This window comes from Sorangium sp. So ce887, from assembly GCF_051521455.1.
Classification (GTDB): domain Bacteria; phylum Myxococcota_A; class Polyangia; order Polyangiales; family Polyangiaceae; genus Sorangium.
Map to the genome: position 1 here is coordinate 5555652 of NZ_CP150354.1, position 25224 is coordinate 5580875.

The 25224-nt window shown below is 73.2% G+C and carries 21 protein-coding genes and 1 tRNA gene; 9 read left to right on the top strand and 13 right to left on the bottom strand.

Going from position 1 to position 25224, the window contains the following annotated elements; translation table 11 throughout:
* Window positions 1-247 precede the first annotated feature (247 nt).
* Window positions 248-613 carry a hypothetical protein gene (locus WMF36_RS20785; protein ID WP_437581360.1) on the top strand — a complete coding sequence of 122 codons (366 nt, stop codon included), beginning with the start codon at window positions 248-250 and terminating at the stop codon, window positions 611-613.
* Window positions 614-685: 72 nt separating this feature from the next.
* Here the strand turns inward: WMF36_RS20785 and WMF36_RS20790 are convergent, their stop codons facing one another.
* Together WMF36_RS20790 and mutY are read right to left on the bottom strand one after the other, a co-directional pair.
* Complete coding sequence (locus WMF36_RS20790; RefSeq protein ID WP_104981979.1) at window positions 686-901, bottom strand: hypothetical protein; 216 nt, start codon at window positions 899-901, stop codon at window positions 686-688.
* A gap of 319 nt (window positions 902-1220) precedes the next feature.
* Window positions 1221-2495, bottom strand: a complete 1275-nt coding sequence (gene mutY / locus WMF36_RS20795) for an A/G-specific adenine glycosylase (protein ID WP_437581361.1) — start codon at window positions 2493-2495, stop codon at window positions 1221-1223.
* 139 nt (window positions 2496-2634) lie between these two features.
* Between mutY and WMF36_RS20800 the strand changes: the two genes are divergently transcribed.
* The 4 genes from WMF36_RS20800 (at window position 2635) to WMF36_RS20815 (ending at window position 6008) form a co-directional block, all read left to right on the top strand.
* Window positions 2635-3408, top strand: a complete 774-nt coding sequence (locus WMF36_RS20800; RefSeq protein ID WP_437581362.1) for a hypothetical protein — start codon at window positions 2635-2637, stop codon at window positions 3406-3408.
* A 252-nt stretch (window positions 3409-3660) separates the two neighbouring features.
* Window positions 3661-4167: a hypothetical protein gene (locus WMF36_RS20805; protein ID WP_437493432.1), complete on the top strand. Its 507-nt coding sequence runs from the start codon at window positions 3661-3663 to the stop codon at window positions 4165-4167.
* Window positions 4164-4658 carry a hypothetical protein gene (locus WMF36_RS20810; protein WP_437581363.1) on the top strand — a complete coding sequence of 165 codons (495 nt, stop codon included), beginning with the start codon at window positions 4164-4166 and terminating at the stop codon, window positions 4656-4658. The genes WMF36_RS20805 and WMF36_RS20810 overlap by 4 nt, the downstream gene beginning before the upstream one ends.
* Before the next feature lie 135 nt (window positions 4659-4793).
* Entirely contained in the window at window positions 4794-6008 is a 1215-nt protein-coding gene (locus WMF36_RS20815; RefSeq protein ID WP_437581364.1) for a phosphodiester glycosidase family protein, read from the top strand.
* Window positions 6009-6050: 42 nt separating this feature from the next.
* Here WMF36_RS20815 and WMF36_RS20820 read toward each other — a convergent pair whose 3' ends face one another.
* Entirely contained in the window at window positions 6051-7775 is a 1725-nt protein-coding gene (locus WMF36_RS20820) for an ATP-binding protein (protein ID WP_437581365.1), read from the bottom strand.
* A gap of 25 nt (window positions 7776-7800) precedes the next feature.
* Entirely contained in the window at window positions 7801-10275 is a 2475-nt protein-coding gene (locus tag WMF36_RS20825; RefSeq protein WP_437581366.1) for a hypothetical protein, read from the bottom strand.
* Window positions 10276-10580: 305 nt separating this feature from the next.
* Between WMF36_RS20825 and WMF36_RS20830 the strand changes: the two genes are divergently transcribed.
* Window positions 10581-12077 (top strand): serine/threonine-protein kinase, encoded by a 1497-nt coding sequence (locus WMF36_RS20830; RefSeq protein ID WP_437581367.1) that lies wholly within the window; start codon window positions 10581-10583, stop codon window positions 12075-12077.
* A gap of 23 nt (window positions 12078-12100) precedes the next feature.
* On the opposite strand, the gene WMF36_RS20835 is transcribed toward WMF36_RS20830, so the two are convergent.
* Window positions 12101-13180, bottom strand: coding sequence for a tetratricopeptide repeat protein (locus WMF36_RS20835; RefSeq protein WP_437581368.1), 1080 nt, complete (start codon window positions 13178-13180; stop codon window positions 12101-12103).
* A 280-nt stretch (window positions 13181-13460) separates the two neighbouring features.
* Here WMF36_RS20835 and WMF36_RS20840 point away from each other — a divergent pair, with 280 nt between their 5' ends.
* Both WMF36_RS20840 and WMF36_RS20845 read left to right on the top strand, forming a co-directional pair.
* Window positions 13461-15257, top strand: coding sequence for a protein kinase domain-containing protein (locus WMF36_RS20840; protein ID WP_437581369.1), 1797 nt, complete (start codon window positions 13461-13463; stop codon window positions 15255-15257).
* Window positions 15258-15496: 239 nt separating this feature from the next.
* Window positions 15497-15760, top strand: a complete 264-nt coding sequence (locus WMF36_RS20845) for a GlsB/YeaQ/YmgE family stress response membrane protein (RefSeq protein ID WP_437581370.1) — start codon at window positions 15497-15499, stop codon at window positions 15758-15760.
* Here WMF36_RS20845 and WMF36_RS20850 read toward each other — a convergent pair.
* The 5 genes from WMF36_RS20850 to WMF36_RS20870 form a co-directional block, all read right to left on the bottom strand.
* The gene (locus tag WMF36_RS20850) at window positions 15721-16518 is read right to left on the bottom strand and encodes a hypothetical protein (RefSeq protein WP_437581371.1); all 798 of its coding nucleotides are present in this window, start codon (window positions 16516-16518) and stop codon (window positions 15721-15723) included. The genes WMF36_RS20845 and WMF36_RS20850 overlap by 40 nt on opposite strands.
* A 144-nt stretch (window positions 16519-16662) precedes the next feature.
* Window positions 16663-18207 carry a serine/threonine-protein kinase gene (locus tag WMF36_RS20855; protein WP_437581372.1) on the bottom strand — a complete coding sequence of 515 codons (1545 nt, stop codon included), beginning with the start codon at window positions 18205-18207 and terminating at the stop codon, window positions 16663-16665.
* 216 nt (window positions 18208-18423) lie between these two features.
* Window positions 18424-19872, bottom strand: a complete 1449-nt coding sequence (locus WMF36_RS20860; protein ID WP_437581373.1) for a flippase — start codon at window positions 19870-19872, stop codon at window positions 18424-18426.
* A 353-nt stretch (window positions 19873-20225) separates the two neighbouring features.
* Window positions 20226-20298, bottom strand: a tRNA-Gly gene (locus WMF36_RS20865).
* A gap of 105 nt (window positions 20299-20403) precedes the next feature.
* Window positions 20404-20946 carry a hypothetical protein gene (locus WMF36_RS20870; protein ID WP_437581374.1) on the bottom strand — a complete coding sequence of 181 codons (543 nt, stop codon included), beginning with the start codon at window positions 20944-20946 and terminating at the stop codon, window positions 20404-20406.
* 186 nt (window positions 20947-21132) lie between these two features.
* Between WMF36_RS20870 and WMF36_RS20875 the strand changes: the two genes are divergently transcribed.
* A complete protein-coding gene (locus WMF36_RS20875) occupies window positions 21133-21447 on the top strand; it encodes a hypothetical protein (RefSeq protein ID WP_437581375.1) in 315 nt (104 codons plus the stop codon).
* Window positions 21448-21787: 340 nt separating this feature from the next.
* On the opposite strand, the gene WMF36_RS20880 is transcribed toward WMF36_RS20875, so the two are convergent.
* From WMF36_RS20880 to WMF36_RS20890, 3 genes are all read right to left on the bottom strand, one after another.
* Entirely contained in the window at window positions 21788-22426 is a 639-nt protein-coding gene (locus WMF36_RS20880) for a sterol desaturase family protein (protein ID WP_437493471.1), read from the bottom strand.
* A 204-nt stretch (window positions 22427-22630) separates the two neighbouring features.
* The gene (locus WMF36_RS20885) at window positions 22631-23785 is read right to left on the bottom strand and encodes an iron-containing alcohol dehydrogenase (RefSeq protein WP_437581376.1); all 1155 of its coding nucleotides are present in this window, start codon (window positions 23783-23785) and stop codon (window positions 22631-22633) included.
* The gene (locus tag WMF36_RS20890; protein WP_437581377.1) at window positions 23782-25143 is read right to left on the bottom strand and encodes a glutamine synthetase family protein; all 1362 of its coding nucleotides are present in this window, start codon (window positions 25141-25143) and stop codon (window positions 23782-23784) included. The genes WMF36_RS20885 and WMF36_RS20890 overlap by 4 nt, the downstream gene beginning before the upstream one ends.
* Window positions 25144-25224: the final 81 nt, after the last annotated feature.

Sequence of the window (25224 nt, forward strand, 5' to 3'; positions counted from 1 at the left end):
GTATCCGCCCGCTGCACCTGCGGACCGGACCCTGCATGGGGAGACCACCGTGAGCAATTCAAGCACCCGAGGCAGGCAGAGCACCGCCGCACCTTCGTCACCGCCACGCGCGCCGCGCACGAGCACGACGCAGCGCCGAGAACGAGAAGATCGCAGCGACCCGGGAAGGCTCCGCAGTCAGGCGCAGGCTCCTCAGAGCGCCGCGCGCTGGGCCGGAACGAGCGAGCTGGACGAGCCGTTCATCGACATGATGGACGCCGCCGCGGCGCCCCCGCTGCGCGGCAAGGTGAGCCCGCGCAGCGAGATCAGCGACGTGATCCCGACGCTCGACGACGAGGTCCGCGGCTACCATCACCACCCGAACGACGCCGGCTGCACCGAGTTCGAGGTGAACCCCGACGCCGCCGACGCCGCCGCCGATCTGGCGAGCGATCTCGGGGCGGAGTTTCTCGAGGGAGCGACGCGGGGACAGGACATCAGCGACGTCGTGATGTCGCACGACGACGACGACCTGCCCTATCTCCTGGAAGACGAGGAGGTCGAGTCCGTGGAGCCGGACGCCGAAGACGACGAGCAACCTGTGACCCAGCGGATGCGACGGAACGTGGGCTGAGAGGCGGCCCGCGCCGGCGCGGCGAGACCGCGGCGCGCTCCGCCTCGCGCGGCGCGAGCAGGCCCGGCCCGGTCACGCCTGCCCGAGCACGGGCAGCTCTGCCACCACCTCCCCGTCGATGCGGATGAAGGCCAGCAGGCCCTCGTCCTCGTAGGCCAGCACGTCGAGCACGATCCGCTCGCACAGCGGCAGCACGTACAGCGCTCCGTCGTCCGCCATCACGGTCATGGATCGCACAGGTGCGCTCGCCGTGGGCAGCGTCTCCGTGGTCCGTCGTCGCGCATCCATGTTGCTTGAGCTCCCAGGCTTGAATCGAGCTCCGGCCACCGCCGGCGCCGCGAGGCTAGAGGGCCTGCCCGCCCTCCCACCAAGCGCCTTCCGTGCCACAGCGCTGGCGCTGCAGCGTCAAAGCCGGCGACGTTCCACCGCGACATACGGGTTTCGCCCCCGCCCGCGCCGCTGCGCCGCAGCAGCTCGGCCGCAAGCGGCGCCGCCCCCCGCCCGCAGCGGAGCGAGGCCCTTCGAAGCGCAGCGAGGACGCGATTTCGAGCCATCTCCGGCCTCTCCGCGGACCGCGCCGCGCGGCCGCCCGCCCGGCCGCGCGCGTTCACCGCGGCCGACGCGCGCCTCCGGCGTCCGGCGCCGATGCCGCGGACAGGACCTTTCGCGCGAGCTTGGAAACGCCGAACTCCAGCACGCCCGGATCGAGCCACGCCGCCTTCTCGTAGGGGGCGGCAAGCTTTGCCCGGCAGCGCCACGGGGCCGCCACCTCGGCGCGCGCCACCGTCACGTCGAGCCGCCGGTGCGTGAGGATGTGGCGCACGCGGCCGACCTCGCGGAGCGGCGCGTCAGGCCCGACGCCGACCTGCTCGAGGAGCGCGCGGGCGTCCGCGAGCGCGCGCGCCTCGACCATGGGCGGCTCCCAGAGCCCGCCGAAGAGACCTCCCTCGGCGCGCCGGGCGAACAGCACGCGGTCGCCCGACCGCACCACCGCGGCGACCATCTCGACCGCCTGGACGTCGCGCTTCGGGGCGATCACCGGCAGCTCCGCCTGCCGCCCCAGCGCGCGGGCGGCGCACGCGCCGTCGACGGGACAGGCATCGCAGCGGGGGTTGCGGGGCGTGCACACGGTCGCGCCGAGCTCCATCAAGGCCTGGTTGAAGCGTCCCGGATGGACGCTGCCCGCGGGGCCCCGCACGAGGCGCTCCGCGGTCGACCAGAGCTTGCGCGTGCCCGATGCGCTGCGGATGTCGTCGTCGATGCCCTCGATGCGGGAGAGCACCCGGGCGACGTTGCCGTCGACGAGAGGCACCGGCTGATCGTACGCGATGCTCGCGATCGCGCCCGCGGTATACGCGCCGACGCCGGGCAGGGCGAGGAGCGCCGGGACGTCGCGGGGGAGCGCGCCGTCGTGGCGCGCGGTGATCTCGCGCGCGGCGAGGTGGAGCACGCGCGCACGGCGGTAGTAGCCGAGGCCGCTCCACAGCGAGAGCACGTCGTCGATCTCGGCGGAGGCGAGGGCGGAGACCGTGGGGTAGCGGGCGAGGAAGCGCTCGTAGTACGGGATCACCGTGTCGACGCGGGTCTGCTGGAGCATCACCTCGCTCAGCCAGATCGCGTAGGGGTCGCGCGTCCTGCGCCACGGCAGGTCACGCGCGACGCGGTCGAACCAGGCCCCGAGGGCGGCCGCGATCTCCCGGTCGCGCTCGCTCGGGTCCGGCGGCGCCGGCGGGGGCGCGCTCGCGCCCTGCTCACCGGACGAGGCGCGGCGGCGCGGGGCGCGCTCCTGATCCTGGTTCTGGCGTGAGCCCGCGCTCGGGCGCGCGGGTGTCTGGCGTGAGCCCGCGCTCGAGCGCGCGGGTGGGCGGGGCGTCGTGCTCACGCGCGAGGGGCCCGCCCTCTGCAACGTCGGCGCGGATCGCGCGCGTCGTGCCTCGTTTTGTGCGGATTGCGCGGCCGCCGCTCGCTGCGCACAGAAAACGCTTCCATCGCGCGGGACTCTAGCGCAAGAGCCGACCGCGGTGTCGTCCCGGCGCCCCTGCCCCTCCCTGCTCTTCCTCAGGGCCGCGCGCCTCTGCGCCGCGTTGCTCCTCGGGCTCGTCGCGGCGGGCTGCCGTGATGAGCCGCGCCCCTGGGAGGGCAAGCCCGGCCCCCCGGTCGTGCTCTCGGCAGCGCCGCCGAACGTGGCCGTCACGGTCGGGACCGGCGGGCTGTCGGACGCCGACGCGGGACAGGGCGAGGGCGACGCCGGCGCGCCCGCGGATCTCGACCTGCCGGTCCTCCCGGTGCGCGTCGGCGGGCCCTGGGTGCGCTGCTACGGGAACTTCAGGATCAGCGGCAATCCGGTGAAGGACGTCACGCGCCTTTCGCTGCTCTGCGGTCCGGAGAACGGCATGCGCCGGGTCTCGCCCAAGCCGATCGAGGGGCAGGTGGCCGAGGGCGGGGCGATCGTCACGGAGCAGCTGCAGGCGGTCCGGGGCGCATGCTACCGGGTGTTCGCCGTCGGCGGACCGGGGGTCCTCAACCTGGATGTCGCCGTGCGGAGCAGCCGCGGGGCGATGATCGCGAGCGACGGCACCGAGGACGCGTGGCCGATCGTCCAGCCGGATCGGCCTTTCTGCCCGCTCGAGGACGACGACGCCACCGTCGAGATCAGCGCTCGCCGCGGCGCCGGCCGGTTCGCTGCGGAGGTGTGGATGCTGAAGTCCTACAAGCGAGCGCGCGAAGGCGACGCCGGCGCGGACTCCGACGAAACCTACGAGACGCACGACACGGACGCCTACGAGGAGCTCTGAGCCGGCGGCGCGCCCCCGCGATCGGCATGCGCGCGACGCCGCGGAGTCGCTAAGTTCTGTCCTGGTCACCACGACCCCCCGCCGCGCGGCCTGGTTCGAAGGCCGAGCTCTCCCGCCAGCGGACCCGACGCGCGAAAGGCTCCCCATTGTCATCAAAATCCGGCAGATCCATGGACCATGGCGCGACGCCGGCACCCTGCACGAACCGCTGCATTGACGTGGCCGCCCCGTCCCGCTAGGGGAGCCCGAGCCATGGCCGACGACACCGAGCCGCTCCGCGAGGACGAAGGGGACAAGGTGGAAGGCGAGGGCGAGAAGAAACGCCTCTTCGAGCGCGCTATCCCGGAGCTCTTCAAGCGCGTGGTCGAGCGCGCCGTCGAGAGCGGCATCGACAGGCTGAGCGAGGGGCCCGAGAACCTCCGGCACTTCGTGGGCGACCTCAAGCTGCCCAAAGAGGTCCTCCACTACCTCTATACCCAGATCGACGAGACCAAGAACGGTCTCTACCGGGTCGTCGCCAAGGAGATCCGGGACGTCCTCGAGCACACCCAGTTCGCGGACGAGATCACGAAGGTGCTGACGAAGCTCTCCTTCGAGATCAAGACCGAGATCCGCTTCGTTCCGAACGATGCGGCCAAGAAAGACGACGGCCAGGACGAGCCGAGGACGGGCTTGCCGAAGCCGGAGGTGACCGCCCAAGTGAACGTCAAGGATCGAAGCAAAGAGACCGGGCGAGACCGGCGCCGTGAGGAGAAGTGACGACGAAGAAGCTTAGGACTGGCGGCGAAGTCGACGCCTGGTGCACCAAGTGCCGCCTGGACCTCACCCACCGGATCATCGCGATGGTCGGCGACGTGGTGAAGAAGGTCGAGTGCAAGACCTGCATGTCCCACCACCTCTACCGCCAGCCGAAGAGCGAGCGCGAGAGCCGCGCGGCCGCGCGCGTCGCGTCGCGGGGCAGCGGCGAGCCGAGGGCGACGTCGTCGGCCTCGACGCGCGGCGGCGGCGTGGAGCGCCTCACGGCCGCCCAGCGCGCCGAGCGCGACCAGACGCTCGCGTGGGAGCGCGCCATCGCGGGGAAGCCCTCCGGGGCGTTCAAGCCGTACCGCATCACCCTCACCTTCGGCGAGGGCGAGCTCATTCACCACAGCAAGTTCGGCGACGGCGTGGTCGCGAAGGTCATCGATCGGGGCAAGATCGAGATCCTGTTCAAGGATGGGCCCCGGACGATGGCGCACGGGCAGCCGTAGCGAGCTCGGCGGCGCTCGCTCGCAGCCCGGAACTTGGGGCTGCCCGCACGATCGGGTAGCCTCTGTGTCGCCGTGGACAAGCCTTTGCCCCCTCCCGCCAGCGAACCCCCGCGCAGGCGGCGGTCCCGCCCGCGCTTGCCCGAGCGCGCGCTGCGCTGCGTCGCGGTCTGCGCGATCGCGGTCGAGGCGCTCTGGTACGGCATCCATGAGGTCCGCGGCTTCGGCCCGGCGCTGGCCGACGGGGCCCGGGCCGTGGTCGGCCCGGCTCCGGTCGCGTGGGCCGAGGACGTGGCCTACGGCGTCGCCGACCGCCTGAACCAGGCCATCTACCGGCACGCGCCCCCGAAGACGTTCTGGGAGCCCGCGCCCGCCGCCGCGGCGGAGGCCGTGAAGGGCAGCGAGGGCGTGGAGACCGAAGCGATCTCGTCCCCCTCCTCGTTCGAGCCGCCCTTCCGCGAGGTCGCGGCCACGGGCGACGGCGTCTGGGCGCCGGTCCCCGACGCCGTGCGACCCGGCGACGCCCCGGTGCTCTGGAGGAGCGTCGTGCACCCGGATCCGAGGCGCGTGTTCGCGGCGATCGCCGTGGTGGCGATCGACCTCGGGCGCGTCGACCTCCGGCTCGTCGCGGGCACGAAGGAGCCGTTCTCGCCGGACATCCCGGCCGAGCGCCGCCCGGGGCTCGTCCCCGAGGGCCACGCCGGAGGGCTCATCGCCGCCTTCAACGGGGGCTTCAAGGCGATGCACGGCCACTACGGGATGATGCTTGACGGCGACACCTTCCTGCCGCCGCGCGACAAGGCGTGCACGATCGCCCTCTACCGGACCGGCGCGGTGCGGATCCGCACCTGGCCCGAGCTGCGCGCCGACGAGGCCCGCATGGCCGCCTACCGGCAGACGCCGCCCTGCCTTGTCGAGCAGGGCGAGCTGCACCACTTGCTCTACGACTCGAACCGCGACTGGGGCGCGACCGTGAGCGGCGAGACGGTGATCCGGCGGTCGGCGCTCGGCGTCGACGCGACGGGCAAGCTGCTCTTCTACGGGCTCGGCGAGGCCGTGACCGCGCGCACCCTCGCCCAGGGGATGAAGGCCGCGGGCGCGCACGACGTGGCGGAGCTCGACGTCAACCACGCCTACCCGCGCTTCCTCCTGTACGGGCGCGGCGCGGACGGCGAGGGGCCGCGCGCGCGATCGGCGCTGATCCCGGACGTGCAGTTCAAGCCGGAGGAATACGTCGCCGAGCCCGCGCCGCGCGACTTCTTCTACCTGCGGCGGCGGCGGCCGACGGCGCCGCTCGGTATCGCCGATCGTCCGTCCCCCGCCGGCGACGTCCTCGGCCGCGGCGGGCGGTGATCCTCGATCCGCGGCGCCCCGGCGGAGCGCTCGCCGCGAACGCTACCGCCGGTCGAGCAGGTCGCGCACGCGCTGCGCGAGGGTCTCGGGGGTGAACGGCTTCTGCAGCAGCACGAGCTCGCGGTCGGCCTCGGCGCCCGCGAGGACGTCCTCGGCGTAGCCGGACATGTACAGCACGCACGCGCGCGGCTGGATCGTGAGGGTGCGCTCCGCGAGCTCGCGGCCGTTCATGCCTGGCATCACGAGGTCGGTGAGCAGGAGGTCGATCGCCTCCCCCCCCTCGCCCGCGAGCGCGGCCAGCGCTTCCTCGCCGCTCGCGGCCGAGAGCACGCCGTAGCCGCGCCGCTCGAGCACCTCGACGATGAGCTTGCGCACGGCTTCGTCGTCCTCGACGACGAGCACCGTCTCATCGCCGCCGGCCGGCGACGGCCGGGCGCGCGCGGGCGCCTCCTCGGAGCGGTCCTCGACGCGCGGCAGGTAGACGCGGAACGTCGTGCCGCGCCCGACCTCGCTCTCGACCTCGATGAGCCCGCCGCTCTGGCTCACGATCCCGTAGACCGTGGCGAGGCCGAGCCCCGTGCCCTTGCCGCGCGCCTTCGTCGTGAAGAACGGCTCGAACAGGTGCGCGAGCGTGTCGTGGTCCATCCCGTAGCCGCTGTCGGTCACCGACAGCACGACGTACGGCGGACCGCTCGCGGCGGGCGCGTCGCCCTCGTCCCGCTCCGCGGGCACGAACGACCGCGCCGCGGGGTTCTGGCCGGGCTCGCCGAGGGACGTCTCGACGACGAGCCCGCCGCCCCGCGGCATCGCGTCGCGCGCGTTCACGACCAGGTTGAGGAGGACCTGCTCCAGCTGGCTCTTGTCGAACTTGATCGACCCGAGATCCCGGCCGACGTTCGTCTGCAGATCGATGTTCTCGCCGATGAGGCGCTGGAGCATCGTCTGCATGTCGAGCACCACCGCGTTGAGGTCGAGCACCTCGCGCTGCAGCACCTTGCGGCGGCTCATCGCGAGGAGCTGCCGCGTGAGCGCCGCGGCGCGCTCCCCGGCCTTCGTGACCTGGAGGGCGTCGCGCCGGAGCGCGCTCTCGGTCCCGAGCCGGCGCAGGAGGAGCTCGCCGTAGCCGAGCATCACCATGAGCATGTTGTTGAAGTCGTGCGCGATGCCGCCGGCCAGCCGGCCGAGCGCTTCCATCTTCTGCGACTCGCGCGATCGCTCCTCGCGCTGCCGGAGCGCCTCCTCGGTGCGCCGCCGCTCGGTGATGTCGCGGAGCAGGACGAGGGCGTGCCCCTCGAGGAACGGCACCATGCGCGCCTCCACGTGGCGCTCTCCGCCCGCGCTCGGGACGGCGTGCTCGAGCGCGACCACGGCGCCCGTCTCGTGAGCCTCCCGGACCCCGCGCTCCAGCTGCTCTCCGAGCTCGCCGGGGAGCACCTCCGCCATGCGCTTGCCCAGCGGCGCCACGGGCGCGACGCGGAGCGCGGAGAGCCGCGGCTCGTTGTGGTCGACGATCCGGAGCTCGGCGTCGACGCGGAAGCAGAGATCCGGGATGGCGCGGAAGAGCGCGCGGAGCTCGCCCGTGGCGCGCGCGAGCTCCGCGGCCAGCGTGGCCTCGGTCTGCCGGGCCTCTGCGGGCACCGCCGCCGGGGTGGCGCCGGCAGGCGCGGCCGCCGGGGCGGCGCTGGCAGGCGCGGCCGCCGGGGCGGCGCTGGCAGGCGCGACGCCGGCGTGGACCGATCCCTCGGGATCGAGGTCGTCGTGGGACACGTGAAGCCGCGTAGCCCCCATGCGCTCAGCCGCCGGTCTTTTCCGCGGCGCCGCTCTCCAGGTTGACCGTCCAGCACACGGCGCCCGCCGAGGGCTCGCCGCCGGACGGCCCCACGCTGACCTCGGCGCGCGCCGGCCCGACGGCCCGGATGTAGAGCCGCTGTCCGACGGCGTCGCGCCCGAGCGCGCAGGCCGCGCGGCGCACCCGCGGATCGTCCGCCGCGACCTCCCCCTCGTCCTCGACCGCCATGAACAGGATCTCGACCTCGGGCTTCAAGCAGGCGCCCATCTCGCGCCAGGCGTCGTAGTCCACCGACGGATCGAGGACGTCGGCGAGCTGCCCGTGGCGGGCGCGCCCGACGCGGTAGCGGAACGCGTCGCGCTTCTCCGCGCGGAGCGTGGCCCCGATCCGATCGAACCGCAGCGACAGCGCGCCGAGCGCGGTCGCCATCTTGACCGTGGGCGCGCCCAGGTTCGCCTTGTCCGGCTCCTTGAAGCGGTGCACCTGCACGCCCGCGGGCAGCACGCCGGCGAGCAGCTCCGCGAGGCGCGGGTTCATCCCGAGGCGCCCGCCGAGCAGGATCCGGAGCCCCTGGTAGGGATCCGGCTCGCGCCCGATCTTGGCCACCGCGCCGCCGAGGTGCTGCCGGAACACGTCGATCGCGTCCCGGAGCCACGCGTCGAGCGCGCCGCTCAGCGCGCCGCGATCGATCGAAAGCGGCACCACGGCGCTCTCCCCGTCGAGCCCGACCAGCGCGAGCTTCTCCTCGACCGGCGCGCTCGGCCCCCCTTCGAGGAGAGGCCGCAGGAGCTCCTTGAGCGCCCAGGTGTTGGCGCGCGCGTCAGGCGACGGCGCGAGCAGATCTTCCGCGCCGTCGAGCGCGCTCTCCTCGGGCGGGCGCTCGAACGGGATCCGGCGCTCGCTCATCGCGGCCCGGCTGGCCGCGTACACCCGGTAGGCGAGCCGGTGCAGGAGCCGCTCGCCGCCGAGCCAGGGGATCGCCGTGGGCTCGAGGTACTCGACCATCCGCTCCAGCCCCTGCGCCACCTCGTGGCCCTTCGCGCTCCGCAGGATGCCGAAGGCGATCCCCGCCTCGCTTGCCCCGGCGTCGATGACGCAGAACGGGACGCCGCCCTCGCGCGGCTGGATCCCGAACATGCGGAACGCCTGCACGGCGTAGGCGATCGCCGACGGGCCCGCGTCGACGACCTGGAGGCCGTCGAGGTCGTGGTACTCGCAGAGGCCCGCCGGCAGGCTCCGGAAGAGACCGCGGCGGAAGGCGACGAGCACGCTGGCGCGGCGCTCGGGCGACCAGCCCGTCGGCATCGTGATCGCGTAGCGCATGGAGATCCCCCGCGAGCGCTGGTTCAGCTGCAGGCCGACGTAGTACGCGTAGAGCTCGATCGGGTCGAACGGGTCGTGCGCGCCGATCCCTTCCTCGTCGATGATGGGCGGCGCCGGCTTCTTCAGCGCCTCGGCGGTGTCGGGGTCGCTCCTGCCCCGGAGCCGGAACGGCTCGCCGCGCTCGGTCCGCTCGCGCAGGAGCGCGAGGGCCGGGAGGGAGGCCGCGGCGCGCTCGTGGGCGCCTTCGCCCGGCCGGAGGCGCATGTCGCGCGCGGCGTGCCCGACGAGCACGTCGCCCCAGCGCGTCATCGGCAGGATCACCCGATCGCGCCACGCCTTCGTGGTCCGGGCCAGCGCCTCGAACGCGACCTCGCTCGGGTTCTCGTTGTCGGCCGACACACGGACCGGGCCGTCGGCTCCGATCCGGACGAACTCGGCGCCGCCGCGCTCTCCCCGGACGGCGACGACCGTCGACGCGGCGCCGACGTCCACGGCGACCCAGTCGGTGCGCACGTCGAGCCGCGGGTCGCGCCGCTTCACCTCGGGCGGGATCGGGTCCTTGTCGGTCTTGCCGGTGCGCCGGTGCAGCCCGACCACGCGGCCCTGCCGGAGGATGGCGATCGACGTGGCGCCGAGGAAGCGCGCGCCCGTCCAGAAGCCCTGCGCGGGGTCGACCAGCGTCGTCCCCTTCACCGGATCGAGGTTCGCCACGACCTTGGGGAAGAAGTCCGCGATGTGCTCCGGCGAGGCCACGCCGTCGTAGCGCTCGACCTTGATCGGCGGCGAGTAGTAGTTCTGGAGCCCTTCCCCGAAGATGCGCGGACTGACCTGGATCAGCTTCAGATAGGGGATCGGGCAAGTCTGCTCGTCGAGGCGGAACTCCTGGTAGAGCGCGGACGGAGCGATCGCGTTCTCCATCTCGGGCGCGATGCGGGGGACGCTCGCGCTCATCTCGGTGCCGAAGTACATGAACTTCGTGCCCGCGTGCCCCGTGAAGGCGGCAATCCTGACCTCGTTGAACGTCGCCTGCCCGACGATGAGCGGCGGTAACGCGATCACGTAGTCGAGCACGAGCGTGGTGAGCCACGGCTGGTCGAAGAGGCGCGATTCCCAGCGCATGACGAGCGTCGGGAACTCGCGGCCGGCTAGCGACACGATCTTCTCCGCTTCGCGAACCAGGGCTCCATCGACCGATAGCTCGTAAACCGGCATACGAGGGCGACGTTACCACGAAGATCCCCTGCGCCAGCGCCGCGGATGCGCGGCGCTGGGCTTTCATTCCGCCCTCGGGCAGAGGGCGCGCTGTTCGGGCGGGGGTCAACGAACGCGGAGGCCCGCGCTCGGGCAGGCAGGTAAAGGCGACGCGGCGGGCGCGCTCGCCCCGCGAGGGCGTAGGCCGGGCTCGGGCCACCGTGCTAGTCTGGCCGGGTGATCTGCTTCTCCGCACCGGGAACGCTGTCATGAGCCCCTTGGTCGGCGAGACCATCGATGGCAAGTACCGGATCGTCCGGCTGCTCGGCCAGGGGGGCATGGGCGCGGTCTTCGAAGGCGAGAACTTGCGCATCCGGCGCCGCGTCGCCATCAAGCTGCTGCACGCGAGCATCTCGAGCCAGGCCGAGTCGGTCGCGCGCTTCGAGCGCGAGGCCCAGGCCGCAGCGCGGATCGGCTCCGATCACATCTGCGAGGTGCTCGACCTCGGCGTGCTGCCCGACGGCACGCGGTACATGGTCATGGAGTACCTCGAGGGCGAGACCCTCGGGGCCAAGATCGAGCGGATGGGGCGGCTCGGGCCCGAGATCACCGTGCCGATCATGGCCCAGGTGCTCGAGGCGCTCGGCGCCGCGCACGCCGCGGGGATCATCCACCGCGATCTCAAGCCCGACAACATCTTCATCGTCCCCTCGAAGGCCGGGCTCAGCAACTTCGTGAAGGTGCTCGATTTCGGCGTCTCGAAGTTCTCGCCGCTCGCCGGCTCGGAGATGAGCATGACGCGCACGGGCGCCGTCGTAGGCACGCCGTACTACATGTCGCCCGAGCAGGCGCGGGGCTCCAGCCCCGTCGACCAGCGGACCGACATCTACGCCATGGGCGTGCTGCTCTATCAGGCGACGACCGGTCAGGTGCCGTTCGACGCGGCGACCTTCAACGAGCTGCTCTTCAAGATCGTCCTCGAGACGGCGCCGTTGCCCCAGCAGCTCGTGCCCGACCTCGACGTCGAGTTCTCCGGGATGATCCAGAAGGCGATGGCGCGCGAGCCGGGGGCTCGCTTCCAGAGCTGCGCGGAGTTCAAGAGCGCGCTCCTCGCCTGGGCTGCGGCGCGGCCCAGCCTGGCCTTGCTGAACACGGGGCGGGCCTCCATCCCGCGGCTGTCGCTGCCGTCCCAGCCCGAGACGACCACGCTTCCGCCCGTCCGCCCCGACACCCCCTCGTGGGGGAGCCAGAACGGACCGACGGTGCCCGGCATGGGCCACACGCCGCAGCTGACCGCCAACTCGTGGGGCGCCTCGTCCGGCGTCACGGGCCGCGCGACGCGGCCCCCGTCCAGGGTGCCGATCCTCGCCGCGCTCGCCGCGGTGGCCACCCTGTTCGGCGCGGGCCTCGCCGTCTGGTTCGCCTTCGGCCGCGGCGGGACGACCGGCGCGGCGACCCCGGATCCGGGCGCCGTCAGCGCGACCGCCGTCCCGACGCCGCCTCCACCGCCGCCGGTGACGGCGCCCCCGTACGAGCCGCCGCTCGTCACCGCGAGCGCCACGGCCGCGGATCCCGCTCCGCCCGCCACCGTCGAGCCCACCGCCGCCCCGGCGGCCTCCTCGGCGCCCGTGAAGCCGCTCCCGCCGCGGACGCCGCCTCCCCAGACGAGGCCCCCGCCCGTGACGAAGCCGCCGCCGCCGGCGAAGCCGATCGCGCCGCCCCAGAAGCCGCAGAAGCCGGGCGTTCCGGGCGACTTCGGCTACTGAGCGCGCGCTCGGCGGCGCTCCCGTCAGAACGCGCCGCGCACCCCGAGCCCGGTCGGCGTCACGTAGGGGGCGATCCAGGCCGAGCTCGACGGCTCCGGCTTGGACGTCAGCTCCAGCACGATCAGCGTCGCGCCGCCGGCGAGGAGCACCCCGCCCGTGATGAGGTTGACCGTGCCGGTCGTCTGGTGCGACGCGGCGTCGGCGTCGAGCCGCTTGATCCTGTTCTGGACCAGCGGACCGCAGCTCGCGCCGACGCCGTTCGGCGACTCGCACCGGTTCGCCTCGCTCAGGTCGTTCGCTTCCTGCTGCGTCGCGCCCCCCTTCGCCAGGAACACCGAGCCGACCACGATGCCGCCGAGCCCGAGCGCCGCGGCCGCGATGCCCCCGCCCAGCATCAACACGTTCGTCTTTCGCTCCGGGCTGCCCGGCGGGTCGACGGGGGGAACCGCGCCTGGCCCGCCGCTCCAGGTCCCCTGCCCCTGCCCCGAGCCGTCCGGCGAGGGCGCCATGGCCGGGCTCTCCGGGACCGGGATCTTCAGCTCCTTCCGCTCGCCGTCGCCAAGGGTGAGCGCCTGCTCGATCGGCGAGAGGCCCGGCGGAACCACGGTCACGACGTAGTTGCCGGGATCGATCGGGCGGTGCACGCCGAGCAGCGCCTCCGCGACCGGCTGGCCGTTCAGCTTCACGACGATCTTCCGGCCGGCGGCGCCCTCCAGCGCGATGCGCAGCGACGCGATCCTGGGATCGACCGCGGTGAGCTCTTCCCGCGCGTCCTGCTGGGCCTTCTTGAAGGGAGACGGCGCGGTGGGCGGCAGCTCCTCGCGGACGATCCTCAGGTACGTCTCCTTGGCCGCGACGAGCCGGCCGAGGCGCATCTGCGCGCGCGCGATCAGCAGGAGGTGCGTCGGCGCGTGCACGACCGCCTCGGCGCGACCGAGCAGATCGATCGACTCCTCGAAGCGACCGGACGTGAACGCTTCGGCGCCCTGCGTGGCCAGCGACCGGGCCGCGGCTCTGTCCTGGTCCGACTGCGCGCGAACCTCGCCTGTCGGGAGCAGCAGGAACAGCGCCGCAGTGAACGGAACGCATCGTCTCAAGAGCACTCAGGCCTCCTCGCGCGCCACGCTATCACAGGCCGTCGACAACGGAACAAATCAGCCCCGCAGCGCCGCCGCCCTGCGCTCTATCCGGCGTTTCGCGCGTTTCGCGGCGCCTTCCCGGACGAAACGCGCGTCACGCGCCCGCTCGGCGTGCGCCGCGTCGCTCCCGCGGCGCACGCCGCTCCTGAGCGCGCAGCGCGGCCGCGCCTGACGCTCCGTCCGCGGCCGGCTGTGAACCGTCCGCACAGCGCGATGGCACCCATTCTGCTGCGTGGGACGCGCCATGGACTGCCTCCGCTCCTCCGCGCCCCTCGACGCGGGACTCCCGTCCTCAGAGCGATTCCTCAGGGGACGCCTGCTCGGCGGGCGGTACCTCGTCGAGCACATGATCGGCGCCGGGGCCATGGGGCGCGTCTACCGCGCGCGGCACCTCGGGCTCGGGCGCGCGTGCGCGGTGAAGATCATCCGCGAGCGCGTCGCCTCGCCGCGCGCGGCGGGCGGAGCGGGCCGCCGCGTCTGCACGACGCGCGTCGCCTCGCCGCCGCGCCGGGAGGGCCCGGGTCTCCGGGGATCGAGCGGCGTGAGCGAGCGGTCGCGGACCGACGCCAGGTCGCGCTCCGGCGGCGGCGCCCGCGCCGGGGACGCGGTGCTCAGGTTCCACGTCGAGGCGCTGGCGGCGAGCCGGCTCGATCACCCGAACATCGTGCGGGTCCTCGACTTCGGCTGCGAGCCGACCGAGGCGCTCGGCGCGGGCGCCGGCGGACGTGAGCCGGAGCCGCCGAGCCTCTGGTACCTCGTCACCGAGCACCTCGACGGCGAGGACCTCATCGATCTCCTGAACGCCACGCCGATCCTGCCGGCGGAGCGCATCGTCGCGATCATGCGCCAGCTGTGCTCCGCGCTGCAGCACGCGCACGACGCGGGCGTCATCCACCGCGACGTCAAGCCCGAGAACATCCGCCTGGTGCCCCGCGTCGACGACGACGGGGCGCCGTTCGAGCAGGTGAAGCTCCTCGACTTCGGGACGGCGAAGCTGCTCCACGACGAGCGGTCCGGCGCGTTCCCGGGCGCGCCGCTGCTCGCCATGCCCGCCGACGACGGCCGGCTCGTCATCGGGACCCCCGCGTACATGAGCCCGGAGCAAGCAGCAGGGCAGCCCGTCGACGCGCGGAGCGACATCTACGCGTGCGGCGTGCTGCTCTTCGAGATGGCGACCGGGCGGCTCCCGTTCGAGCGCCCGACGCCCATCGCGCTCGCCGCCGCGCACGTCGAGTCCCCGCCGCCCCTACCGAGCGCGCTCCACCCGGCGATCGATCCGGATCTGGAGGCGCTGATCCTGCAATGCCTGCGCAAAAATCCAGACGACCGCCTGCAGAGCGCGCGCGCCCTGCGCGAGGCACTGGCGCACGTCGCGCGCCGCCGGGCGCCCTCCGCCCTGGAGGATCGCCCCGCGGCGCGCTCCGCGCACGACCCCGCCGCGGCGCGCTCCGCGCACGACCCCGCCGCGGCGCGCTCCGCGTGCGTCTCAACGTGGGTCGGGTACCGCGCCCCGTCGTCTCTGCCGGGGAGCGCGCCGCTGGATCAGCCCTGTTCCCCGCCGGATGCGCGGCGCGACCCGTCGTCCGCGCCCACCTGGGTCGGCCACCGCTCCTCGCCCTGCCCGTCGGCTGCGCTCGTCGAGCTCGCCGCGCCGCCGGTGGACGCGCCGCCGGCGGACGCGGCGCCTCTCTGCGCCGCGGCGCCGACTCCCTCGCCCGCTCCGGCCAGCGCGCAGCGCAGCCCGGAGCTCGACGCCGCGATCGAGCCGGTCCTCCTGCTTCGCGCGCGCCTGCCCGGTGGGCTGCGGAGCCAGGTCAGGCTGCGCCAGCGTCGTCGCCGGCGGCTCGCTCCGGTCGTGGTCGGCACCGTCGCGGCCACGGTGCTCGGCGGATCGCTGTGCCTGCTCTTCAACGCTGCCGGCGCCCCGCTCGCCCCGACCTCACCGGGGGACGACGGCGACGCGCCCCCGGCGGGCGACGCGCGGCCGAGGGCGATCCGCGCGGCCGAGCCGGAGCACACCTGCCCCCGCGAGCTGCCGTGAGCGCCGCCGGATCAGGAGACCGGCCTCGAGGTTGGCGCGCCGGATGGGTCGCCGATGTACAGCCGATGCCCATCGCCGCGCGCCGGATGGCGACGCCGTTCACGCTGGCTGCCGAACCTCCGCTTCAGCCCGGTGCGAACGGAGCTCACACCGGACGGCACGTCGTCTGCAAACGCTGGCCTCCGCGTTGACGCTGGAGGACGCCCCTCGGCGTCACCCGGTGTCGAGAGGAGCAAACCATGTCCGTGCTGTTGTGGATCCTGTTTGGGCTCATCGTCGGCGTCATCGCCAAGCTGCTCACCCCCGGGCGCGATCCGGCCGGCTTCGTGGTGACAGCGCTGCTCGGCATGGCTGGCGCCCTGCTCGGCGGCTTCATCGGCCGGGCCCTGGGCCTCTACCCGTCGTATCAGTCGAGCGGGGGCTTCTTCATGTCGATCCTGGGCGCCGTCATTCTCCTCGCCATCTACAACGCGACGCTCGGCCGGAGAGCGACGAGGCCCTGATCGCCCTGCCGCGTCGAAGCGGGCTGCCCGAGCAGCGCGGCGGCCGGCACCACCCGGGCCGGCCGGGCGCGCCGATCCAGGCGAAAATCGAGCGCGACCTCCGGCGGCAGGGGGCGGATGGCGCCCGCGCCGTAGCAGCGGCGATGGACGAGATCGCCCGGCCCCGCGCCCTGCCCGCCGAGCTGATGGCTCCACCACCGCGAGTAGACCGTCGGGCGCGCGGGATCGACCGAGAGCAGCTCGGCGCGCTCGAGCCGCACCTCGCTGTGATCGCCGCGGTCGGCCACGCCGTGCTCGACGGCGAGCCCCCCGTCCGCGCCCACGCTGTAAACGATCCTGAACCCCTCGACGTCGCCCTTGCCGTAAGCGACGCGCTGGAGTCCCGGACCGAAGAGCAGCCCGTGCGTGTAGACGAGGTCCACGGCGAGCGCAGGCAGCACGGTCCACGTGAGCCAGTTGTTGCCCCAGGGCCGCTCCTCCGAGAAGAAGGCGTAATAGCCGACGGAGACCTCGCCGTGCTCGCCCGGCGAGCTGCGGTAGTACAGGACGTCGCCCAGCTCCCCCGCGCTCACGACCGTCGAGCCGACGCAGATGGATTGCTGCTCGATGGCCGCGCCGATCGCGCTCGATTCCGCGGGCGCGACCGCCTCGCCGGCGACCGGCCGCGGCAGCGCGCTCCCGCCGGTGGCGCTCGCGAGGAGGGGGACGGACAACGCGGCGAACGCGAGGGAGCGGCTCAGGAGATTCCGGAGGTGCATCAGGGCGGGCTAGGCTAGCGAGCCCGTCCCTGCCCGCGCCATCGCAAAGGGCCGTTCGCGTTCGGCGCATCACGGCGGCGTCGCCGAATGGAGGTCTCCCGGAGATCGCGCGAGCTCCGCGCTTTCGATGCCCGCGCCTGCGCGCTAGCCGGGTGCGCCGCGGCTCGCCGGCGCGTCGCCGCCGTCGAACGCGCCGATCGCCCTGCCCGCGAGCGCTCCGACGGCGAACGTGACCGCCGCGATCACGAGCCAATGCAGGAGGCGGGCGCGCCGCGGCGGGCGCGCTTCCCTCCAGTGCGGCGTCACGGCGTTCCTGGCCTCGCTGCGCTCGCTCTCGGGCTCCGTCGCGCCCGCGCCCGCGTCGAGCCCGCGCGGCCCGGACGTCGTCTTCGTCTCGCTGCGCTCCTCCCCCGAGCGGCTCGCCGCGATCCGCCGGGCGCCGGTGCGCCCGCGGAGCCCGGCGGATCTCCGGCAGCCCCGCACGAGCAGCGACCGGTGCCGATCGCGCCCGCTCGCGATCTCGCGCACGAGCGCGGCGATCTCCTGGCCTGCGAGGAGGCCGCGATCGCTCGAGCTCGGCTCGTCGCCCCCGCCCGGCGCTCTGCGCAGCGAGGCGAGCACCTCGGCGAGGGCCTCTTCCATCTGCGCCGCGGTCTCGAATCGGCCGTCGGGATCGCGCGCGAGCGCGCGCCGCACCGCCTCCTCGAGCAGCGCCGGGCACGCGGGGCGGAGCGGCGCGATCGCTGGCACCTCGCCGGAGAGCACCGCGCCCATCGTCGCGCCGTCCTCCTTCCGGTGGAACAGGCGGCGCCCCGTCAGCAGCTCGAAGAGGATCACCCCGACCGCGAAGAGATCGGCCCGCGCGTCGATCCGCTGCCCGCGGAGCTGCTCTGGCGCCACGTAGCCGAGCTTGCCCTTCACCGTACCGGCGCCGCTCGATGGCGTCGCGTCGCCCGCCGGGTCCGGGGAGCCCAGGGGGAAGGCGTCGTCCATCCCGCTCATCGCGGTCATCTTCGCGACGCCGAAGTCGATGAGCTTGATCTCGCCCTCGAGCGAGAGGAGCACGTTCTGCGGGCTCACGTCGCGGTGCACGAGGCCGACGAGCTGCCCGCCGTCGTCGCGGAGCCCGTGCGCGTGCGCGAGCGCCCGCAGCACGCCCAGGCCGATCTCGAGGGCTGCCTCGAGCGGAAACGGCCGCCCCTCGGCGAAGAGGGCGCGCGCTGCCGCCGCGAGATCGCAGCCCTGGACGTACTCGACCACGAGGTGATGGCGCCCCTCGTGAAAGACGAAGTCGTGGAACCGGATCACGTTCGGGTGCTGGAGCCGGGCGCCGATCCACGCCTCCCGGAGGAACATCCGCACGATCGACGGATCCCGCCTCGCCTCGGGGCGAAGGCGCTTCACGACGACGGGGTGCGCGATCCCTGCCGGCCCGCGCCGGCACGCGAGGAACAGCTCGGCCATGCCGCCGGCCGACAGGCGCGCGAGCAGCGCGTAGCCGCCGTCGCCCATGGGCAGGTCCATCTCTCGGGGCCTCCACGGCTGCTCCTCCGCGCGCACATCGTCTCGCCCCGGCATGCCGAACGCGCGGAGCGAGGACGGCCGCCGCGCCATCCATTGCCGGAGTCGCCCCACCCCGGCCAGCCCCCGGACCTGCCCGCGCCGCCACATCGTCCCTTCGCTATTCACGCTGCATGCCACGGAGAGAGCCGCAGCACCGTCACCTCCGAGCAACAGGCATCGCGCGCCCCTGCGTGGATCCCGCCGGATGAGCGCGCATGTCGGCAGCCGCGGGTCCCCGCGGCGAGCGCCGCTTCCGGTGAAATAACCGAAATTTCGATGGCCCCCGGTTCCGCGCAGGAGCGCAGCGGGCCGCGCGGCGCCCCGCCCTCGGCAGAACGCGGATCAGGCCGCGGTGGCGGGCGAGGCGCGGACGCGCCGCGCGAGCAGCGCGCGCAGCTCGCGAAAGGAGACGGCGCGCAGGGCGAGCAGCAGCACGACGTAGACGGCGATGCCCACCGCGATCGACGCCCACATCCCCGCGAGGACGCGCGCGGCGTAGGCCGCGCTGGCCATCACCACCGTCGCGGCGAGGACCGCGGCGATGCGGCCGAGCTCGACGAAGGGGGCGAAGCGCGCGGTCAGGCCCCACGACGCGACCAGCAACGCGGCGCTGACGGCGAGCGTCGCGCACGCGGCGCCCAGGGCGCGGTAGCGCGGCAAGAGGAGCAGGTTCAGCGCGACGTCGGCGACGAGCGCCACCGCGAGCAGCTTCACCATCGCGATCTCGCGCTTCGCGGCGAGCAGCGGCAGCGTCACGACCTGGAACGCGAACATCACGGGGACGCCGCAGGCGAGGACCCGGAGGACGCCCGCCGCCGGGGCGTAGTCGCCCGCCGATCCGTAGACGAGCCGGATGATGTCCGGCGCGAGCAGGACGACGCCGGCGGCGACCGGCAGCCCGAAGAGCGCGGCGACGAGCATGCAGCCGCTGTAGAGGCGCCCGAACGCGTCGCGATCCTGGGCGTAGAGGCGCATGCCGGCCGCGAAGGCCGCGCCGAGCAGCACGTCGGGGAGCATCCTGAAGTTCTCGTTCAGCACCCAGGCGGCGCTGTAGACGCCCACGGCCTCCTCATCGCAGAGGGCGCGGAGCATCACGCGGTCGGTCTGGAGCAGCGCGCTCGTGAGCGCCCCGAGCGCGCCGATCGGCAGGCTGCGCTTCGCGATCTGCCAGAGCTCGGCGGGGGGCGTCGTGAGCTCGGGCCGGTAGAGCCGGGAGCGGAGATAGTGCGCGGTGATCCCGAGCTCCAGCACGTTGCCGAGCAGGAACGCCGCGGCCGCGGCGACGACGCCGAAGCCGAGCGCGAGCAGGGCCGTCGAGAGCGCGATGACGAACAGCCGCGCGCCGAGCTCCGCGTAGAGGATGTACTGGAACCGCTCGTGGGCCTCGAACGAGAGCCACATGGTCGAGTAGAGCAGCGTCGCGAGCTGGGACGCCGCGGCGAGCACGACGAGCTGCGCGCCGAGCCCCGAGCGCGTCGCGAGCACGACGGCCGCGGTCGCGCCGAGGACCAGGGTCCCGGTCACGCCCCGGATGGTGAGCGCCGCGCCGAGGTGACGCGGCCCGAGCTCCGGCTTCACGGCGATCTCCCGGGCGACGTATCCCCTCACCCCGACGCCGGCGGCGATCGTGACGATCCCCGCGATCGCGAGCGACGCCTGGAACTCCCCCCAGGCGGCGACCCCCACCTTCCGCGCGAGATAGCCGACGAACACGACGCCGAGGACGGCCATGATCGCCTGCTTGAGGAGCATCAGCGCCGCGTTCAGCGCGATGCGCCGGCCATCCTTCATGAACACCTCCAGGTGTCCCCCTGGGGTAGGGCGCCGCGGTCCGCGCAGCGGGACTGGCCCCGATCCGAGCGTCGTGCGCCCCCAGAGCGCGTCCGTCTCGCGCGGCGCGCGCTGACGATGCGCGGCGTTCGCGCTCGCCACGATCGCAGCTGCGGCGAGCCAGCGCCGCGGCGCTCGCCACGATCGCAGCTGCGGCGAGCCAGCGCCGCGGCGCTCACGACGCCTGCGGCGCGCGCCGGCTCCGATCTCAGCTCGAGGAGCCGTCTCGGGCTGCGCCGGTGCAGGAGGCGTTCATCGTGCCCGAGGCACCACCAGGAGGACCGCCAGCGCAAGAAGGGGCCGGCAATCCTCGGAGCGGGACACGGGATTCGAACCCGCGACCCTCAGCTTGGGAAGCTGATGCTCTACCAACTGAGCTAGTCCCGCGTGAGGTGGAGGAAGCTTCTACCGAATCCGGAGCCGCAGAGCAACCCCTTCATTTCGTTTTCCGTCCCCGCGTTCGACCGGGGCCGGCGCGCGCGGGACGCTGGGCTAGCGGCGCGCGCGCGCGCGGAGCGCGGGCGCGCCGAGCACGTCGCCCGGCAGCGGCGAGCGCGTGCGGACGGAGCTGTGGCATTCGCTGGTCGCCGCCTCGAGCGCGCTCGTGATCTCACTCGCGCCCGCGTCCGGCGGGATCCAGGGCAGCTGCTGCAGCGTGGGCCTGTCCGGCGGCAGCCAGCGCAGGCTCCTCGTCACGAGCACGACCGGGTGGTCGCTGTCCACGAGCTCGCTCGCGAGCCGCGCGCCGCCGAGCGGCGCCGGCGGCAGATCGAGGCAGACCAGGCAGGCGTCGAATCGCTCGGTCGCCGACGCGAGCAGGGCGTCGTCGATCGACGAGGCGTCCACGATCTCGACGTTCGCCAGGATCGCCTCGATCGTCCGGGCGAGCGCGTCGCAGGTCGCGGCGCGGGCGTCGTGCGCGAGCAGGATCTTGAAGCTGCGCACCGAGCGCGGCCCGGGCCGGCCCGTCTCGACGACCTGCAACCTCCCCGAAGCCGGCGTCGCGCGCTCACGAGGTGCACGTCGAACGGTCATGGACTCCCCTTCCTCAGTCACACCAGGGCAACCGTGCCTCAGGCTAACACCCCTTGAGCTCAAACTGACCAACCTTTATATGAGGACGCGCTCTTTCTCTGGCACGCCGCGCTGCGGCTCTTCGAGCACGCCGCGTCGCGGCATGTCGACATGGACTACGGAAACATCTACGAAGGACGGTCATGCATGAGTCGGTTTCTCATCTCCACTCCTTGCGAGTGCCAGGCAAGCCTCTCAGCCACCCTGGACGAGCACCGGCAAGTCACCGCCGGGTGGGCCACCCGAGCTCCCCGCGGCCGGTCGGCCGCCGATGAAGCCGAGAAGGAGCTCGCGCCGGCGCACAGCATCAATGCCCACCTCGACCGGTTCGACGTGGCGTGGTTGTGCCCCCACTGCGGGCGCAACACGCTCCGGACCTTCTATGCAGGCGCCATGAGGCGGTTGTCTGACACCTCGCCTGCGGCAGGGCTCGCCCCTTCAGGCACGACGCTCGCGCAGTGAAGCGCCCGCTGCACGAGCGCTCCGAGGAGCGCTCGTGCAGCGGATCGATCCGCCGCGTGCCTGAGCCTGGGCAAGCGCCGCACGGTCGCCGCCGCGCCTGCGTCGTTTCCCGCGTGCGGCGAGCCGGCGCAACCGGACGCCTCCCTCCCCGCTTCAACACGCGCGCGGCTTCAGCGCCTGACTGCTGCGCCGCGTCTCTCGCGGAGGTGCAAGCGCACAGACGCGACCGACTCATGGCCCATCAACCCGCCGCGCGTCGGGGCCATTCCCATCTCCTGAGGATCGCCGGCCGCGCGCTCCGCCGCGCTCGGCTCTCCCCCGCCGCGCTCGGCTCTCCCGCTCAGCTGCCTTTTCCCGACGGCGAGGTGCCCATCGTCCCGAAGACCCAGTCCCATAGGGGCGACGACACGCCCCACCGAGCGTGTTCTCCCGTGTGGTGATGGACCATGTGATGGCGCTTGATCCACTTCCCCCAGCGCGAGCTCATGCGGAAGTGGTGAATGGCATAGTGGGTGCCGTCATACACGAGGTACCCGAGGCCAAAGCCGGCGAACAGCGGATCCGCTGGAACAGGGCCGAAGGCCGTGCGGAACAGCATGTAAAAGGCGACGCCCAGGGGAATGCTGGCGCCGAGCGGCATCACCAGCCGGTCGGCGTCCTGCGGGAAGTCGTGGTGCACCCCGTGGAGAACGAAATGCATCCGGCGCTGCCACTGGCGCGGCCCGACATAGTGAAACACGTAGCGGTGCAGGACGTACTCGGCGAGCGTCCACAGGAACAGGCCGACCAGCACCAGCCCGAGCCCGGCCCAGAGGCCGACACCGTGACCGGCGGCGCGGACGAGCAGATAGCCGTAGACCGGGAGCCAGAAGGCGAACGGCGTGATCGGGTGGATCCGCGAAAATCTCTCGATGAGCGGCGTCTCGAACATCTGGCATGTCGCTGGACGCGCGGTGCGCTCGGTGGTGGTGACGGTCATCGTGCACCCCTGGTACCGCATTTATCCATTGTCGGCCAGAGGTAGGCCGGCATCCAGCGACCCGCTGGATGCCGGGAAATGGTCACGATCCCGTCGTGGTCGACGCAAGCCAGGGCGACCCCTCCGCGACGGCGACGCGGGCGCGCCGCGCGCGCGACAGACGCACGACGCGCCGCACGACCACGGCACGGCGCGTCGCGCGCGTCAGCTCGCGAAGGAGGCCTCGTACAGCTGGCGGAGATCGTCGCGCGAGCACGGGCGGGGGTTGCTCGTGTGGCACGCGTCCTGCGTGGCGAGATCGGCCAGCGCGTCGAGCTTGTCGCGCGGGACCCCCGCCTTCTCGAGGCCGGCCGCGAGCCCGATGCGGGCGCGCAGGGCGCGGATGGCCTCGGCGCACGCGGCGGCGTCCTCGGGAGCGCCGAGGAGGGCCGCGATGCGGGCGAGGCGCGGCGCCGCCGCGGCGACGTTGAACTCGACGACCGGCGGGAGACAGAGCGCGTTGGCCAGGCCGTGGTGCAGCCCGCACTCGCTCGAGAGCGGGTGGGCGAGCGAGTGGCACGCGCCGAGCCCCTTCTGGAACGCGACGGCGCCCATCATCGCCGCCTTCATCATGCCGCCGCGCGCCTCGAGATCGTCGCCGTGCGTCACCGCGCGCTCGAGGTGCGCGGCGGCGAGGCGGATCCCCTCGAGCGCGATGCCGTCGGCCATCGGGTGATCGCCCTTCGCCACGTACGCCTCGACGCAGTGGGTGAGCGCGTCGAAGCCCGTCGCCGCCGTGAGGAACGCCGGCATCGACCGCGTCATCACCGGATCGAGCAGCGCGGCGTTCGCGAGCAGGTACGGGGAGAAGATCACCGTCTTCCGGTGGTTCACGTCGAGCGTCACGACGCCCGAGCGGCCGACCTCGCTGCCGGTCCCGGCCGTCGTGGGGATCGCGAGCATCGGCGGGACGCTCGGCGTGATGAAGCGATCGCCGCCCGTGGCGTCGTCGTAGTCGACGAGCGGCCGATCGTGGTTCACGCCGAGGCGGACGAGCTTGCCGACGTCGAGCGGCGAGCCGCCGCCGAGGGCGACGACGAGATCGGCGCGGGCGTCGCGGAACGCGGCGACGCCCTCGTGCACGTTCCTCTCGATCGGGTTGCCGAGCACGTCGTCGAAGACGGCCACCTCGAGGCCCTCCTTCCGCAGCGAGGCCGCGACGGGCTCGAGCAGCCCCGAGCGGACGACGCCCTTGTCCGTGACGATGAGGGCCCGCGTCGCCCCGAGCCGGCGCGCCTCGGCGCCCGTCTGCTCGACGACGCCGGCGCCGAAGAGAATGCGTGTAGGAAAGCTCCAGACCGTGAACTTGCTCATGATCACACCGCCTCGAAGTAGCGCTTCAGCTCCCAATCCGTGACCGCGCGCTCGTACTGCCGAACCTCCCAGTCGCGCGTCAGGACATAGTGGTCGACGAACCTCTCGCCGAGGATCTCCCGGGCCTTCTGGCTGCCGGCGAGCATCCGGGTCGCCTCCGCGAGCGAGCGCGGCAGCGAGAGGCGTGAAGACTCCGCGGACGACGCGTCCCCGGCGGCCTGCGGGGGCGGCTCGACCTCGTGCTCGATGCCGTGGAGCCCCGCGCCGAGGCACGCGGCCATGGCGATGTACGGGTTGATGTCCGCGGCCGTCTGGCGGTACTCGACGCGCGCGCCGGGCGTGCCGAGGCCGATGAGGCGGATGGCGGCCGTGCGGTTCTCGACGCCCCAGCTGGCGGTGAGCGGCGCCCAGACGCCGGGCACGTACCGCTTGTAGGCGTTGATCGTGGGCGAGTAGAGCGCCGTGAGCTCGGGCATGAGGGCGATCTGGCCGCCGACATAGTGGCGCAGCGCGGCCGGGAGCCGGTCGGGCGACGACGCGTCGTCGAAGATGTTCCGGCCGTCCTTCCAGAGGCTCTGGTGCAGGTGGCCGCTCGAGCCGGGGAGGTCAGCGTTCCACTTCGCCATGAACGTGACCGAGAGGCCGTGCTCGTGGGCGATCTGCTTCATGGCGACCTTGAACAGCGCGGCCTTGTCCGCGGCGCGGAGCGCGTCGTCGTAGCGGATCGCCGCCTCGTACACGCCCGGGCCGGTCTCGGTGTGCAGGCCCTCGATCTCGATGTCGAAGGCCCGCATCTGGTCGAGGATGGCGGCCATGAGCTTCTTGTTCTGGCCCTCGCGGACCCACGAGTAGCCGAACATGCCGGGGCTGAGCGGCGTCAGGCCGGCGAAGCGCTTCTCGTGCAGCGAGCGCGGGGTCTCCTCGAAGAGGAAGAACTCGAACTCGCACGAGAGCTTCGCCGAGAGCCCCATCCGCTCGCCCTTCGCGATGACGCTCCTGAGGAGCGAGCGCGGGCACGCGGGGTGCGGGCCGCCGCGCTCGTCGCGGAAGTCGGCGAGCACCGCGACGGTGCCCGGCTCCCACGGGAGGTCGCGCAGCGTGCTCGGATCGAGGACCGCGTGCGCGTCCGGGTAGCCGGTGTGCCAGCCGGTGACCTTGGCGTTGTCGTAGAGGACGTCGGCGATGTCCCAGCCGAAGATGACATCGCAGAAGCCGAAGCCGCTCCCGAGGGCGCTCTTCAGCTTCTCGAGGGAGACGTACTTTCCGCGGAGGATGCCGTCGATGTCAAAGCCACCGATCTTGGCGCGGGTGATGCCCCGCGCTTCCAGATCGGAGAGGAGCTTCTCGGAGGTCGAGGCGGTCATGGGCCGCGACGATAGCAGGGGTACGGGGCGGCATGGCAAGCACGCGCGCGGGCACCCGGGCGACGTCCCTGCTCCATCTCC